This window comes from Olleya sp. NP1-10 (genome assembly GCF_055804415.1).
On sequence record NZ_CM147840.1, the window covers coordinates 575,740 to 592,207 of the forward strand.

4 protein-coding genes and 2 pseudogenes are annotated in these 16,468 nt (G+C 33.1%); all 6 read right to left on the bottom strand.

The window, feature by feature from the left end; all coding sequences use genetic code 11:
* Positions 1-2: 2 nt before the first annotated feature.
* The 6 genes and pseudogenes from ileS to AC0L4B_RS02695 all read right to left on the bottom strand — a co-directional run bounded on the left by ileS (position 3) and on the right by AC0L4B_RS02695 (position 16,453).
* Positions 3-3,407 carry an isoleucine--tRNA ligase gene (ileS, locus tag AC0L4B_RS02670; protein WP_473438434.1) on the bottom strand — a complete coding sequence of 1,135 codons (3,405 nt, stop codon included), beginning with the start codon at positions 3,405-3,407 and terminating at the stop codon, positions 3-5.
* 128 nt (positions 3,408-3,535) lie between these two features.
* Entirely contained in the window at positions 3,536-6,424 is a 2,889-nt protein-coding gene (locus tag AC0L4B_RS02675) for a PQQ-dependent sugar dehydrogenase (RefSeq protein WP_473438435.1), read from the bottom strand.
* A gap of 28 nt (positions 6,425-6,452) precedes the next feature.
* Positions 6,453-12,590, bottom strand: coding sequence for a GEVED domain-containing protein (locus tag AC0L4B_RS02680; RefSeq protein WP_473438436.1), 6,138 nt, complete (start codon positions 12,588-12,590; stop codon positions 6,453-6,455).
* A gap of 395 nt (positions 12,591-12,985) precedes the next feature.
* Positions 12,986-14,349, bottom strand: a pseudogene (gene radA, locus AC0L4B_RS02685) (DNA repair protein RadA).
* A 3-nt stretch (positions 14,350-14,352) separates the two neighbouring features.
* A complete protein-coding gene (locus AC0L4B_RS02690; protein ID WP_473438437.1) occupies positions 14,353-15,498 on the bottom strand; it encodes an alpha/beta hydrolase in 1,146 nt (381 codons plus the stop codon).
* Between the two features lie 36 nt (positions 15,499-15,534).
* Positions 15,535-16,453 (bottom strand): annotated as a pseudogene (locus AC0L4B_RS02695) (lysylphosphatidylglycerol synthase transmembrane domain-containing protein).
* Positions 16,454-16,468: the final 15 nt, after the last annotated feature.

Genomic DNA, 16,468 nt, shown 5'->3' on the forward strand with positions numbered 1-16,468 from the left:
TTTTAGTTTTTTTGAATAAATAGTTTGGTATTTACATCATCAAAAGCAATTTCTATACCACTATTTAATTGATTAATAATTTTTAAATCATCAGTTAAGGTTTCTGCCTTAATATAATCTAAATTAGCTTGTACTGCCTGCACGATATTTTGGTCTTCTTGAAGCTGTACAGTAATCCTGTCGGTTACTTCAAACCCAGAATCCTTACGCAAGTTTTGAATACGGTTTACTAGCTCTCTAGCAATACCTTCTTCTTTTAATTCTGGACTTATGGTCACATCTAAAGCAACCGTAACATTACCTTCGTTTGCAACTAACCAACCTTCAATATCTTGAGATGTAATCTCTACATCCTCACGTTGTAATGTAATACTTTTTCCGTTACAATCGACATCTATCTCTCCTTTTTGTTCAACAATTTTGATGTCTTCAGCAGTCATTTTATTTATGGCTCCTGCTATAACTTTCATGTCTTTTCCAAAACGAGGTCCTAATGCTTTAAAATTAGGTTTAATTTGTTTTACTAAAATATCTGATGCATCAGCTAATAGTTCAATTTCTTTAATATTAACCTCGTGCTTAATAAGGTCTGATACCGCTAAAATTTCTTCTTTTTGTTGTTCTGACTCTACAGGAATCATAATTTTTTGTAAAGGCTGACGTACTTTTATTTTTTCTTTAGCTCTTAACGATAATACTAGTGATGATATTGTTTGCGCATTCTCCATTTTACGTTCCAGCGACTTATCTACAATAGTTTTATCAAATTTTGGAAACTCAGCCAAATGTACACTCTCAAATGCTTCTGATTGTGTTGTTTTTGTTAAGTCTATGTAAAGTTTATCCATGAAAAATGGCGCAATTGGTGCTCCTAATTTTGCGATGGTTAATAAACAGGTGTAAAGTGTTTGGTATGCTGAGATCTTATCTGTCTGATAATCGCCTTTCCAGAAACGTCTTCTGCTTAATCTTACAAACCAGTTACTTAAATAATCTTGTGTAAAATCTGAAATAGCACGTGCTGCTTTAGTAGGCTCGTATTCGGCATAATATTCATCTACTTTTTGGATTAACGTATGTAACTCTGATAAAATCCAACGGTCTAATTCTGGTCGATCAGCCAATGGAATTTCCGCTTCAGCGTATGTAAACTTATCTAAGTTTGTATATAAACTGAAGAATGAATAGGTGTTATATAATGTCCCGAAAAACTTACGTTTAACCTCTTCTATACCTTCTAAATCAAATTTTAAATTATCCCATGGATTAGCATTAGCAATCATGTACCAACGTGTTGCGTCTGGTCCATAAGTTTCTAAAGTTTCAAAAGGATCTGTAGCGTTACCTAAACGCTTAGACATTTTTTGCCCATTTTTATCTAGTACTAATCCGTTTGACACTACATTTTTATAGGCAACCGAGTCAAATACCATAGTTGCTATGGCATGTAATGTATAAAACCAACCTCTAGTTTGGTCTACACCTTCTGCTATAAAATCGGCAGGAAATGCTTTATTATCGTCAATTTTATCTTTGTTTTCAAATGGATAATGCCATTGTGCATAAGGCATTGATCCAGAATCAAACCATACATCAATTAAGTCACTTTCACGATGCATTGGCTGTCCACTTGGTGATATTAATACAATATCATCAACAATATTTTTATGCAAATCTAACTTTGCATAGTTTTCTTCAGAATTATTACCAACTTCAAAATCTTCAAAAATATCTTTAGCTAAAACTCCTGCTGAAACTGCTTTTTGCATTTCGGCTTTAAGTTCTTCAACAGATCCTACACATATTTCTTCTTTACCGTCTTCTGTTCTCCAGATAGGCAATGGAATTCCCCAATATCTAGATCTTGACAAGTTCCAGTCGTTAGCGTTTGCTAACCAGTTACCAAAACGACCTGTACCTGTAGATTTTGGTTTCCAGTTAATAGTGTCATTATTAGCCACCATTTTATCTTTAACGTCAGTCACTTTAATAAACCAAGAATCTAATGGATAGTATAAAATTGGTTTATCTGTACGCCAGCAATGTGGATAGCTGTGTTTATATTTTTCAACCTTAAAGGCTTTATTCTCTTCTTTTAACTTAATCGCTAACTCAACGTCTATTGAGCGTTCTGGAACTTCACCATCTGTGTAGTATTCATTTTTAACATACTTACCACCAAATTCTCCCATTTCTGGTCTAAACTTACCTTGTAAATCAACTAAAGGCACTAAATTACCATTATCGTCTTTTACCAATAATGGTGGGATTTCTGGAGTAGCTTGCTTAGAAACTAAAGCATCATCTGCACCAAATGTTGGAGCTGTGTGTACAATACCTGTACCATCTTCAGTAGTAACAAAATCACCAGCAATTACTCTAAATGCATCTTGAGGATTATCATTTGGTAATGCGTATTGTAATAATTGTTCGTATTTAATACCAACTAGGTCGTTACCTTTAAATTCTTTTACTACGTAATATGGTATTTTTTTATCACCATCTTTATACTCTAATAATTCTGGCTTAGTTTCAACCTTATTAAACTTACCATCAAATTGCTTATTTACTAATGCTTTTGCTAAAACAACATTGATTGGTTTAAAAGTATATTGATTATAAGTTTCGACTAAAACATAGTCAATTTTAGGACCAACTGTTAATGCTGTGTTACTTGGTAGAGTCCAAGGTGTTGTTGTCCATGCTATAAAATGAATATCACCTTCGTTTTGTAAAAAATCTGGCAATGTATTTTCAATTGCTTTAAACTGAGCAACTACTGTAGTATCTGTTACGTCTTGATATGCACCTGGTTGATTAACCTCATGCGAACTTAAACCTGTACCAGCTTTTGGAGAATACGGTTGAATAGTATACCCTTTGTACATTAGCTTTTTAGAATAAATTTGCTTTAAAAGCCACCAAACGGTTTCCATGTATTTAGGCTCATAGGTTACATATGGATCGTCCGTATCTACCCAATATCCCATTTTTTGAGTCAGGTCATTCCATACATCTGTGTAACGCATTACTGCTTTACGACAAGCCGCATTATAGTCCTCTACTGAAATTGTTTTACCTATATCTTCTTTGGTAATACCTAGTTCTTTTTCTACACCAAGCTCAATAGGTAAACCATGCGTATCCCAACCTGCTTTACGCTTAACCTGGAATCCTTTCATGGTTTTGTAACGCGGAAAAATATCTTTTATAGCGCGTGCTAAAACGTGATGTACACCTGGTAAACCGTTAGCTGAAGGTGGTCCTTCAAAAAACACATAAGGTTCTGCGTCTTCACGAGTTGTTACACTTTTTTCAAAGATGTTATTGTCTTTCCAATATTTAAGAATTTCTTCTGCTACGTTTGGTAAGTTAAGTCCTTTATATTCAGTGAATCCTGTGCTCATTTTTTCAAATTTCGTTATAGACTCGCGAAATTAATGAATTCTGTTTAAAACTCTGTTTTTTGAGCATAAAAAAAGCTCCAACACTAATGTATTGGAGCTTTTATAACTGTAATAAAATTACATTTTAACTATTTTTTTGAAGCTACTGTTTTATTCCCTTCTAATATTGACACAAAATACACACCATTATTTATCTTATTTAACTCGCTAAAAGTCAGTGTTTTTTCATTTTTAATCAATATTTTTTGTTGAATAATTCGACCTTGTAAGTCCATTAATTTAACACTTAGATCTGTTGTTGCTACAGTAGCTAATTTTATTGTAAAATTATCTTGAACTGGATTAGGGTATAACACAAATGTATTTACATCTAAATCCCGAACCGAAAGCGTTGGAGGAACTATATTAACAGTATAATCTTCTACTTCAGAATCCTGATTAGCTTCCACTACATCTCCACAGCTACCACTTGGCGTCCAATATTGTCTTGAAGCAATTCGCATTCTCGTATTACCATCTGCAACACCTGAAGGTACTACAAAGGTGTTACTTCTTGGACTAGCACCTGTAGTCCCTTCAGCATCGTCCCAAATTTTTTCGTTACTATCATCAAAATCACCATCCTGATTATAATCAATCCAAACAGCAACACCTGCATCGTTAAAGCTGGTACTAACATTTAATGTATAAACAGATTCTCCATCTGACGTTAAATTTACTGGAGTAACATTTGTAAAATCCGTATACGTTGTATCACCTGTTGATGAGTTATTTATAAAAGAAGTACTTTCTCCGTTAATTAAAACATTAGAAATATGACCATTATTAACTCCTTGAGATGCACAATAAGTAATTTGGGTAGTGGTAAACACAACTAATGGTGTACTGTAATCTGAATTACTTGACCCACATACCGCACTAACCTGTGCTTCATAAGTTGTATTAATATCTAAACTAGAAATAGTAACAGAATTTACACCCGAAGACAAGGTTGTCCATGATGAAGCACCTTGAAGTCTGTATTGTATTTGATATGTTGCTCCATCAAAATTATCCCAATTTAATATTGCAGACGTATTACCAACGCTTGAAACCACAACATTAGTTGGAGCATCTAATGCGTTGACGATAACATTCTGGTTAGACATAACAACCCCTTCAGAACCTGCATCAAAAGTCCATTGTATAACATTAGTACCTTCTGTATTATAAGTTGTAGCATCAGATGTAGTACCTGTATAATCTATACATTTATAAGTCAAAACTGGAGCATCTGCTGTTACAGAACAGTACCCTGTAACATCTGGTAACGCTGGAGCAGTAATAGCATCTGTTGTATTATTAACCGTTACAGTTGCAGAACAAGTATCTTCTCCTCCATCTGCGCTATAAACGGTTAAATAAACAGTCTGTGGCGTACCAATATGAGAGCAATCAAAAGCATCCATACTTAAGGACATTGAATCTGCATTTACAGATCCGTTATCTATATCTGAAGGCATAATAGTTGCTTGCCCAAATGCATCCAATGTAACTGTTATATCTTGACAGTTAGCTACAGGGACATTTGTAATTTGTGGTCCTAAATATTCAATTTTAATTATTACACCAGGATTAGTTATTGACACACCACTATCTGATGAAGGTCCTGAAGTACCTCCTCCATTATCAGTCACTGCATAAATTGTCAAACCATCAGGTGAAATTGCTATGTCACGGTATCTATCGTTTGAAGAATGAAATTCTTCATAACCGTCTATAGTACCTACATTATCATCTCCAACAATGTCATTTCCATTAGGTGTTAATTTTGCTCTATAAATTGTCCCTTTTTTTAAAGTAGGAATTAAAAGAGATCTTCCCCAATCCGGAATTACATTAGACTCATGTATATCTATACTTGAAGGCGCTACACTTGGCCATGTAAACCAACCTCCTGGAGGATCTGTTGCTACAGTACCACCATAAGTCCCAATAGGTGGTTCAAAATTTACAGGAACATCATTAATAGTTGGATAAGATTCAAACTCTGTAGCTGTTTGTGCTCCAGAGGGACAATTGTGATCACTAAAATCACCAGCATTACAACTACCATTTAAAGATGACCAATTACAGTAAGTATAGGCCATATTATCGTAATAACCAGAAATTTGAGGCCAACCGTAATTTTTACCTGATTTTATGATATTAATTTCGTCATCAACTTTTGCGCCATGTTCTGAAGCATACAATGTACCATCTTCTGCGAAAATAATACCTTGGGCATTTCTATGACCATAAGTATAAACATGACTTTTGACACCATCCAACGTAGGATTATCTGTTGGAATACTTCCATCAATATTAAACCTCAACGTTTTTCCTGGATAATTATCATAGTCCGTTGTTGATGTTGGTAAAACTTGAGACAGAATTGGATTACAGGCATAATCAAATTGATTAGCACCTTGATCACCAATTGTATAATATAGTTTATTGTCAGGACCAAAAATTAATCGTCCTGAGTTGTGATCTCCACTTGCAGGAATACCTTCCAAGATAGCTCCATTTGGCGCCAATGCTGGGTCTTCAACCAAAGTTCCTGAAGTTTCATTATAAACAAGTCTAGCTATTCTTAATTTTAAACCAGAACCATCATCATATGTATACGAAACAAACACATAATTATTAGTCGTTACCATTGGATTATATAAGTCTGGATGAATTGCCATCCCCATCAAACCTCCTTGTTTAGAATAGGTAACTTTAGCACTTAAATCCAACAAGGTAACAGGTGTATTTGTAGCAGTTGCTGTACTTACTTTAGAAATTTTCTCCCCAACGCGTTCCGTTACCCACAAATCACCATCAGGACCATAAGTTATTTCCCATGGATAATCTAAAGCATCATCTGTTGTGATTTTTGTTGTGGACCAATCTGATCCTGCCGTTATTGCAGATGCACTTGGTGTCATCGCAATTTGTGCTTTTAGTGAACACACTAAAAACATAGAAATCCATAGTAGTCTTTTTTTCATGTAAATTAATTTGAAATATAATGGGTGATTATTCAATTATAATTTTCTTGTTTACTACAGTATCATCATCAGTCTTTAAAACTACAACATACATACCTGTACTAGTATTATTTAGCCTAATACCGTTTTGTAAATCAACAGCTTTTGCATCTTGCAATTGAAGTATTTTTTGTCCTAATGCATTAAATACAGTTAAGCTTTTAAGATCTTGATCTAATTGCTTTACAAACAACTTATCCTCATTAGAACTGAAATAAATAATTGCATTATCACTAATGTTAAAGTGATCGGTATTTAAAGCTTCAGCTTCCTGAAACACAATATCAAATCTATCTGAAAATTCTCCTTCTTGAGATGTAAAATCATATCCTTGATCTTGTGATAAGTCAAAGTAGGTTCCTGTAAAATTATCTAATAAAAATACTGACTGATCTGATGAAAAATCAACAAACTCTGTTGCTTTAATATTATAAACGCCATTACCATCTGCTATAAAAGTCAAATCTACTACCTTTTCTGGTGTTATATCTGAATAAGCTTGAAGTACCATTTTATCTGTTTCTAAAACCATTAATAAATCATTACTAAAAGTTTCATATGCTTTTGCATCATAACCATAATCAAAATCATCCTGTGTAATATTACTAAAACCCATTACAATTTCTCTTCCTAAACCATCAGCAGTAGTTAATTGAAGTCTCATTTTTTTGATGATATCTTCTGAAGGAGTTGATGATGTTGTAGTTATGTCTGTAGTTTCAGTCTGTCTAAAAAAGACCGTTTCATTAGCTGCTTCCGTTTTAAATACTCGTTGTGAATTTAAAAACTTAATATCTCCATTGTTTACTATTTCTACCACAAAACCTTGAGCTACTGGTAAAAACGTTGTTGGAGTTTTTGTCCCTTCGGCTGCTCCACCTCCACTTTCGGTACTATCACCATTTAAACCAATAAATTGATATGCCTTAACACCAGCAAGATTATTTACCGTTGCGTAACCTCCTTGGTATTGGTTTAAAACATGTGTATCTCCAGCCCATTGTTCCCACAAATAAACTTCACCACTAATAACAGCACTATTGTCTGCAATAAATGATGCTACACTTATTGCTGAAGGATAAGGATTACCCAATACTGAAGTTGTTCTTGAAGATCCACCTACCGAACCTGGTCCTCCTGCGTCTGTTGCACTAATAACGACTGTTCCGTTATTTGGTTTTCCTTCAAATAAATATTGAAAATCTGTAGTACCTATTCCAACACCTTTATGAATATAACCAAATCCTGTAGGAATGTTATCTGTTTCGCTTATATTTAACCAGTTATAATATGAAAACCCATTTTGATAAGTATACGTCCAATAAGTACTTAAACTTCCTACTTGATCATAACTTGTGGTAAACGGTATTGCTGTTCCAGAACCATCTTTTAACATATCTAAATTAAAAGGAGTGTTGTTGGTATTAGATATAGCTGTATTATTATCTGTAATAGAGGTTACACCCATAGTTCCAACAGGTGTTCCCCAATAATTATACCTGTATTTATTAGCGTACCCTTCTTGTCTTCTTAAAATTTTTCCTTGTGATCCTGTTACTAAATCACTGGTTATAGATTGAATTAATTGTGAATCATTTGGTAAATCTAATGTTCCGTTTAACTCTAAATACCATGAGTTATCCACAAAATTATCTCCTGACAAACTCAATATTTTATTGGATTGAATTACTAAACCTAAATTAGTATGTGATGCTGTCGTAGAAATATTATTATTAATTTCTACAATGCTCCAATCTTTATTATTTGTCACAACATCTATATCCCAAACGTCACCATATTGCCAGTTTGAACTTGTTGTCCAAGGTCCGTCCTGAATGGTTTTGTAAGGTAAAGGTGCTGTTTGAAAATAAACATCTTTGATATTGTATAATTTAGCTCCTGTAACTTGATCAACTGTTGGTGTTACTTTATTATCAGTTATATCATCTTTATAACTATCCATTTTATAATAACGTACTAAATTAGATCCAATAGCATTTGTTGATATGTCTTTAGGAATTATTTTTCCTTGATTAAAACTTTGATTCTCATCCAATTCTTGATACACTGTACGTTGCACTTCCTGTTCGGTTAATGCAATATCAAACACTCTAACCTCATCAATTTCTCCATGGAAATAATTCCCATCTACATTAGATAATTTTCCGATGGTGAAATTAGAAGCATCAGAATTAACACCTCCAGAACCTAATGGTGCTCCTTGAGCTTCACCATTTACGTATAAAATTGTTTCTGATCCGTTTGTAGTAGCTGACAAATGCACCCAAATATTATTTGTTACAATATCTGAAGATGTTAACACTACACCTCCATTTAACACAACAGAAACAGAGTTATCTGCATCGTTAACCATTAAGTAAAAATTACTTTGCCCAGCAACAACTCTATTATTATTTAACGTATTATCACCTTCAGACTTAATCCAAGCCATAATTGAAGCATTTCCACTTGAAATAACATTATTGTCTTCTACATAATCATTACGTCCATCAAAAAACAAACTAAATGAATCGTTTAAATCTAAAGGAGAACCAAAAACACTATTATTAGTATCAAAAGCATCTAATAATCCATCATTATCAACATCTAAATTACCATCAATTATACCGTCATTATTAGTATCTAAGCTCGCATATATGCTATTACTAATATCACTTCCGTTTGAAGTATCGTTACTAGCATCATTACTATCAATATCTAAGTAGTCTGGTACACCATCTCCATCAGAATCCAAAGGAATAACATAACTAAAAGTTCCATGATCTGTATCAAAAGCACCATCTACATCAGTATCATTATTATCAACAATAGGTAATAGACCATCTCCATCTTGATCATCTGCTGTATCATTAATAACTGTGTCTTGGTAATCTGTTCCATCTCCGACACCATCTCCATTTACATCAACATCTCCTTGTCCATTATATTCAATATTATCAAAAACTCCGTCATTATCACTATCCAAATCTATGTGATTAGGTATTCCGTCTCCGTCACTATCTAAAGGTGTTAATCCTTCATAAGCATCATGCATCCCATTTCCGTTAGCATCTATCCATGGGTTTGTTGTATCGTTAAATACTGTTGCATCTAAGTTATCGTCAACATAACCTAGCTCTACTACATTTGGTATACCATCATTATCATTATCTAAGTCAATTAAATCTGCTACTCCATCACCATCTAAATCACAAAGTGTTTGTTTGACAAAAATATCGTCAATTGCTAAATCATTACCCTGACCTCCTAATTGAGAATTTGTTAAAACCACTGTAAATTGAGAAACAGGACTAGTAAAACTTGCAGAAACCTCTACCCAATCACCTGCTGGCGTTGTAGGATCAATAAGACCTGAAGATTCTGTAGCTAATAAATTACCCGAAGCATCATAAATCGCAATTGTTACTTCTGGCTTATGTCTAGTACTGACCGAAGGAGCATCTACTCTATCTAAATTAATAGCATAAAATCCAAATTGAATTGGAACACCTATAGTAACTCCAGAAATATCTTGACTGTAAAAAACACCAGGATCTTCAGCTGCATTAAAAATAGCCATTCTTCCATTAACATCTCCTGGAGTATGATCCTCTCCTGCGTACCAAAAATCTTCAGCCCAATCAGACACGTCAACATCTATACCTTCCGTTACTCCATTATTATTAGTTACTGTATGATGTACTGTATAATCACCATCATTTACGCTTGTTGGATTATAAGTCGCAGGGCATGATCCAAAACCATCTTCATAACAATAAGTAGTGGTTACACCTGCGTAATTACCGTTAATCTGAATACGATTTGTACCTGCACCAAAAGTTTCATTTAAAAACACAAGATCTGTGGTAGTGGCATTTGTATAACTTGAACAAGATACAGACTCATAAGAATCACTTAAGCCATCATTGTCATCATCTACATCTACATTATCAGGAACACCATCGCCATCTGTATCAGGGAATGTTTGTGCACCTTCACCTTGAACAGTAAATACAAAAGGATTTTCATCAACATCATTTGATAAAACAGAAACTTCTGCTGTATATGAAGCGATTGAATCAGGATTGAAAGCTATCGTAAAAGAAGTAGACTCTCCAGGCATTAATGTTGTTAATGAAGGTTGGCTACCAACACTAAACTCAACCGAACCGACAACACTTACATAAGGGGCTTGTAAAATTAAATCTGCAACACCTGTATTCTGAATTTCAAAAGTTCTAGTTGTTGCTCCTGAATTAATATCAAAGACACCAAAATAAGTATAATTATCAGTTGTTGTAGTTGTTGTACCAGAAATAATATTTACACTATTACCATATACATCAATATCTTGAGAAGTTGCATCATTTTTTATATCTACAATATAGTCTTCAAACTCCTCAGGTTGACCATCATTATTCCCACAAGGATCAGCAGAATGCCAATACCTTCTAGTTCCTACTCTCATTAATGTTTTTCCTAAAACAGCTGTAGCAGGTACAGTAATTGTACCTGGATCAAACGTGTTATCTGTAGCTGACAATGAATTATCTTCTCCTGAACTACTCCAAACCATTTCACCAATTACAAAATCACCATCACCATTTAAATCTATGTACACAGCCCAACCAGATCTATTTTCAGAAGCCATTTGATTAGATACAGATAATTCCATTGTATAACTCTGTCCTCTGGTTAAATCAACACTAGGTGTAGTAGTGTAATCGCCATAACCACCATCATAACCAGATGAATTATTTATTTCTGTAAGGTTATCACCTGGTAAATATACATTTGAAATGTAATGAGTTGAATTAGCGCTTGGTATATTTGGTACACATGCGTTATTGATTGGAGATGTTGTAAAATTTTGAGTAGTTGAATAATTTGATGTAGCTATACCACATACAGTTGCTACTTCAAATTCATAAGTTGTTGCTGCTGTTAAACCCGAAATGTTATAACTATTAGTTGACACAGCAACTTCTGACCAAATTAAAGCACCACTCTCTCTAAATCTAATTGAGTACGTTTCATCTCCTAACTCATCATCCCAAGTTACTGATGCTGTTGTTTGAGTTATAGCAGAAACAGCAATATTAGCTGGTTCTATTAAATTAATGTATACATTCTGAGTTGCTGTATCCGTATTACCATTACCATCATCATATAACCAAGTTATTGTACCATCACTTGTAAACGTTGTTGATCCCGAAGTAGAATTATCAAAAACAGGAGTAATATCCACACAACTATAGGACAAATCTGCTGGTGTTGGTACTGTATAACTACAAGACGCAGTAACATCCGATAATGTTGGAGCAATTAAAGCTCCTGAATACCCACTAACATTAACTGTTGCTGTACAATTGTCTGTTTGACCATCTGCATCTGTTACTGTTAAAGTTACCGTATTGTCTCCAAGATGAGAGCAATCAAATGTATCTATATCTAAAGAATAACTAGTTATTCCGTTATCATCGCTTGACATATTATCGATATCTGAAGGTATAATAGATGCACTTCCATTACTATCTAAAGTAATGCTCAAATTTTGACAAGCAGCAATAGGAGAAGCAGACGAAGCCATTATACTTAATCCATAATCTTCAACCTCACCAGCTTTATATCTAAAATCACAAGAAGTATATATCTCTGCTCCAGGGTTATTTAAAAAACCAATTCTCATTTTAGTATTTCCTGATAAAGCAGAAACAGGAATAGGAATACTAATTGGAACAATTGAATTTTCAACACCATTTACTGAAGTAAATACAAATTCAAAAAACTCTCCTGAATCTTCAAAATCATTATTTTGATTAAAATCAATCCAAACAGCCACTTTATTCGTATTTGTATTATATGCATTTTGAGTAATTGTAACCGAACCCGTAACTGTAACTCCAGGAGAAACTGATGTATTTATAGAACCTGAATAATCCACATAAGCACCTGTAGTACCTGTAGTAGTATTATTAATTGTTTCAAAATTAACATTAGAAATATAGTTAATATTAAAACCTTGTAAGTTATTTGGTACGCACTGCGCAAAAGTTTGCTTAAAAGCAAGCAACAACAAAACTACTAATACGTACTTTATGTGAAATTTGTTAATCTGTAATTTCATAATAATAAATTTTAAAGGGAGAATATTGAAAATGAGCTTTTTACGAAGATAAATGATATCTTATGTTTAGACATTTTGAAGGTAATGCAACAAACAAAAATCGACGAAATACAATTAAATTGGTTGAAATTAAATATTTGAAAGATTTTTTTGAAAGAAGAATTTTAAACCCATAACTTTAACGTAATACATTAATTATTAAATTTTATACTTTTTTATAAAAGCTATGAGGGAAAGTTTTTAGTATAAAAGCAACATATCTACGACAAAGATGCTTCGTTGGTTTTAAAAAACCACAATTGTTCGATAGAATGCAAATTAATTTCGTTGAGTGAACACCTATAAGAGGTTTGAATTATTTGAGAGGAATACTTTAATGTTATAAAATCAATCAGTTAGATTATAATTAGATCTACAAGATCTTCAATTTTTGAGATTAATTGAATTTTGATCGCTGTATCTTTTAAAGATATTTTATTGTATTTAGAAACAAAAATAGTTGAGAAACCTAATTTTTCGGCTTCTAAAATTCGTTGTTCAACACGTTGTACAGGTCGAATTTCTCCAGACAATCCAACTTCTGCTGCAAAACAAAAATCAGCTTGCAATGCTTCGTCTTCATTTGATGATAAAATAGCTGCAACTACAGCCAAATCTATTGCAGGATCGTCAACATTTATACCTCCTGTAATATTTAAAAAAACATCTTTAGCTCCAAGTCTAAATCCTGCACGTTTTTCTAAAACTGCCAATAACATATTTAAACGCTTGGCATTAAAACCTGTGGCACTACGTTGTGGCGTCCCATAAACTGCGGTACTAACCAAGGCTTGCACTTCTATCATTAATGGCCTAACTCCTTCAAGTGTAGCAGCAATTGCATTACCTGATAAAGCTTCGTCTTTTTTAGATATTAAAATTTCGCTAGGGTTAGACACCTCTCTTAAACCTGAACCTTGCATTTCATAAATACCTAACTCATGAGTAGATCCAAAACGGTTTTTTTGAGCTCTTAAAATTCTAAATACATGGTTACGATCGCCTTCAAAATGAAGTACGGTATCCACCATATGTTCTAAAATTTTTGGACCAGCAATATTCCCATCTTTAGTTATATGACCAATTAAGATGACAGGTGTATTAGTTTCTTTTGCAAATTTTATAAGCTCTGTTGTACATTCCTTTATCTGAGAAATACTTCCGCTAGAAGACTCGATATAATCAGAGTGTAAGGTTTGAATAGAATCAATAATAACAATATCAGGCTCTAAACTTTCAATTTGCTTAAAAATATTTTGTGTTTTTGTTTCTGTTAAAATATAACACGTGTCATTAACAGGATTTATACGTTCTGCACGCATTTTAATCTGTTTTTGACTTTCTTCTCCAGAAACATATAATGTTTTGTAAGGTAGTTTTAAAGAAATTTGAAGCAACAAAGTACTTTTACCAATTCCTGGCTCTCCTCCAAGAAGCGTTAAAGATCCTGGTACAATACCACCTCCAAGTACACGATTAAACTCTGCGTCCAAACTGTTTAATCTAGCTTCTTTAGAAGCATCAATCTCATTAACCTTTAATGGTTTTGAAACGCGTTTATTTGTTTTGCTGCTGGGTGTTTTCCAGTCGCTTTTTTCAGGTTTTTGGACTACTTCTTCTACAATGGTGTTCCATTCCTTACAAGCATTACATTGTCCTTGCCATTTAGCATATTGCGTTCCGCAGTTTTGACAAAAAAAGTGGTTTTTACTTTAGCCATGTATTAATATCCAAAATCTGCTTTAATTTGTTCTGACAACTCTAAGACATGATCTTTTGTAATCCCTCCAATTTCGGCTAAAACATAAGCAGACTGATAGGTTTTCATTGCTTTTTTAGGAGATCCTGTTTCTTCATAAAAACGTCCTAAGTAATAATTTCCTAATAAAGTATCTGGATATTCTTTTCTAGCAAGTTTACCTAAATCTTCAAAATACTCCCATTTTTCGTGCTTTTTTATTGCGGCTTCGATTGCTTTGAAATCGTTTATTAAAATGGTTTTTTCAATTCCGAATAAATCCTCTATCATTTGATACTTTTCAGCTAAATAATCTACTGGATTGGTATCTAATTTAAGAATGGTTTCTTTATATTCTTTTTTACTTATTGGCTGAAACACTAAAAATATACTTTCTAAAGCTTTAGGTATAGCGTGTGCTGGTAATGTGTAATGTGATGGCCCATCAAAAGTATCAAAGGTTTTTAATACATTGTTATTTTCGATCGCTTTTAAAGTATTTGCTAAAGCTTCCGTTTTAGCCTGAATTCCTTTAGAATCGTTATTTGTTGTTGCTAAATAATAAAATGTTTTTTGTTCTAATTTAGGAAAAACTTCGGTTAAAAAATTAGGCATTTCAGGAGCTAAATCTGGACTTAAGACTATATAAGAATGAAATAATGGTACTTCTTTTAATAAAAAATAATTAATAAAATTGGCAGTTTTACCATGTCCAACCGCTACTTTAAATTTTTCTGTTCTAAATGTTTTATTTACAAACGGAACCAATTCCATACTAACAAACTCAAAAAACTCTGCTCCAGTTTCTACAGGCAACGAAGTTAGTGGATTAAAATACACATCGTTTTCTCTTAAATCATATTGATTTACACCAATCACAATTGCTTCCGGAATATCTTCCCAATAGCTATAATAATCAACATTACCAGCAACTGGCTCGAATAAATAGTCTGCATCAAAAACATAAACTACAGGATATTTTTTATCCGAAGTATCGTAGTTTCGAGGTAACTGTATTTTTATCTGCCTAGATTCTCCTAATTTTTCTGAAGCCATTTCTTTGTAAATGGTTTGAGCCATACTATTAGACATTATAAAACAGGTTATTAATAACAATAAAATACGTTTCATGATAATTACGATTTAAATTTGGGTCTAAGTTACAAATTATTTGTTTTGATTAAAAAACGGAAGGTATAATAAAGATAGACCTCCAAAGACAAACACCAATAATGTTTGTGAGGTCCACATTATCCATCCAAATGCACGACTTGGATCTTCTGGAAGGCTAAATAAAGTAAATGCAATCACGATAGCTTCTGGATAAGAGCCAATACCTCCATTTGTAGCTGCAATACTAAAAGTTGCTAAAATAAAAGCGACTAATATAGCAGCAAAAGGCAATGCGTTTAAATCTTTAAAAGCTAAAGTTGTGACATAAAACATTAGCATATACATAGACCATATAAACAGGGTATGAAAAATAAACGCCCATTTTTTTCATTTTAAAAATACTAAGCGCACCTTCAATTAACCCGTTAACGAAGCCTTTTATTTTTAACGCAATAACATTAGTACTTCTTTTTATCAAAAAAACAAACACTAAAGTTAAAACCATTAAAGCAACACATGCAATAATAATTTTAGTTAAATTGAATTTTTGAGTTAAAAAATTAAAGATAAAATCAAACTGAAGACTTAAGGTAACAGCTATTATAACCAACATAACGATCATGTCTGCAATACGCTCTGCTACGATAGTCCCAAATCCTTTCTCAAAAGGAACATTTTCATAATTTTTAAGAATAGTTGCTCTTGCTACTTCACCAGCTCTTGGAATAGTATAATTAATTAAGTAAGTAGAAAATACTGCCATTATGCTGTTACCTAATTTTATTTTATAACCTAATGGCTCCAGCATAAACACCCAACGATAGGCTCTTGACAAATGGCTAAGCAACCCGAAAATTAGACCTAAAAAAATATATTTATATTCGGCATTTTTTGCATACTGCAGCAGCTCTTCAAAAGATAATTTTGACAGAGAATAGTATATTAAAAAAACTCCCAATAAAATTGGGAGCATGATTTTTAATATTTT

What these genes read in the sequence shown, in the direction of transcription:
- AC0L4B_RS02675 (WP_473438435.1), bottom strand. Translation starts at nt 6,424, where the DNA reads ATGAAAAAAAGACTACTATGGATTTCTATGTTTTTAGTGTGTTCACTA.
- ileS (WP_473438434.1), bottom strand. Translation starts at nt 3,407, where the DNA reads ATGAGCACAGGATTCACTGAATATAAAGGACTTAACTTACCAAACGTA.
- AC0L4B_RS02680 (WP_473438436.1), bottom strand. Translation starts at nt 12,590, where the DNA reads ATGAAATTACAGATTAACAAATTTCACATAAAGTACGTATTAGTAGTT.
- AC0L4B_RS02690 (WP_473438437.1), bottom strand. Translation starts at nt 15,498, where the DNA reads ATGAAACGTATTTTATTGTTATTAATAACCTGTTTTATAATGTCTAAT.